General features: G+C 57.5%; 1 pseudogene. It reads right to left on the reverse strand.

The features are described 5' to 3' along the window. A pseudogene (locus ACCC94_RS30275) lies at positions 1–190 on the reverse strand (SAM-dependent methyltransferase); the annotation flags it as partial. Positions 191–266: the final 76 nt, after the last annotated feature.

Here is a 266-nt window from a genome sequence, read left to right on the forward strand (position 1 = left end):
CAATCAGCCACCCCGCGATGGGCTGACCGTTCCCGCAGCCGATATCCACTATTCGCCCCTGTGGCGGTAACCGTGCCGCGAACTTCTCCAGCCACGTTTTCTCAAACAGTGCCCGTGAGCGCTGCTCTGCAAAGGCTGCGGCATGGCGCTGATAAAGAGCAAGAATCCCCTCCGCGGCTTTGTTACTCATCATCACGCTCCTTCAGGTGACAGACCATATCAATGCACTTCAGATCCGCTCCCGCCAGCTTCGAGTGATACACACT

The organism is Pseudomonas sp. Pseusp97 (assembly GCF_047304025.1).
In the GTDB taxonomy this organism is placed as follows: domain Bacteria; phylum Pseudomonadota; class Gammaproteobacteria; order Pseudomonadales; family Pseudomonadaceae; genus Pseudomonas.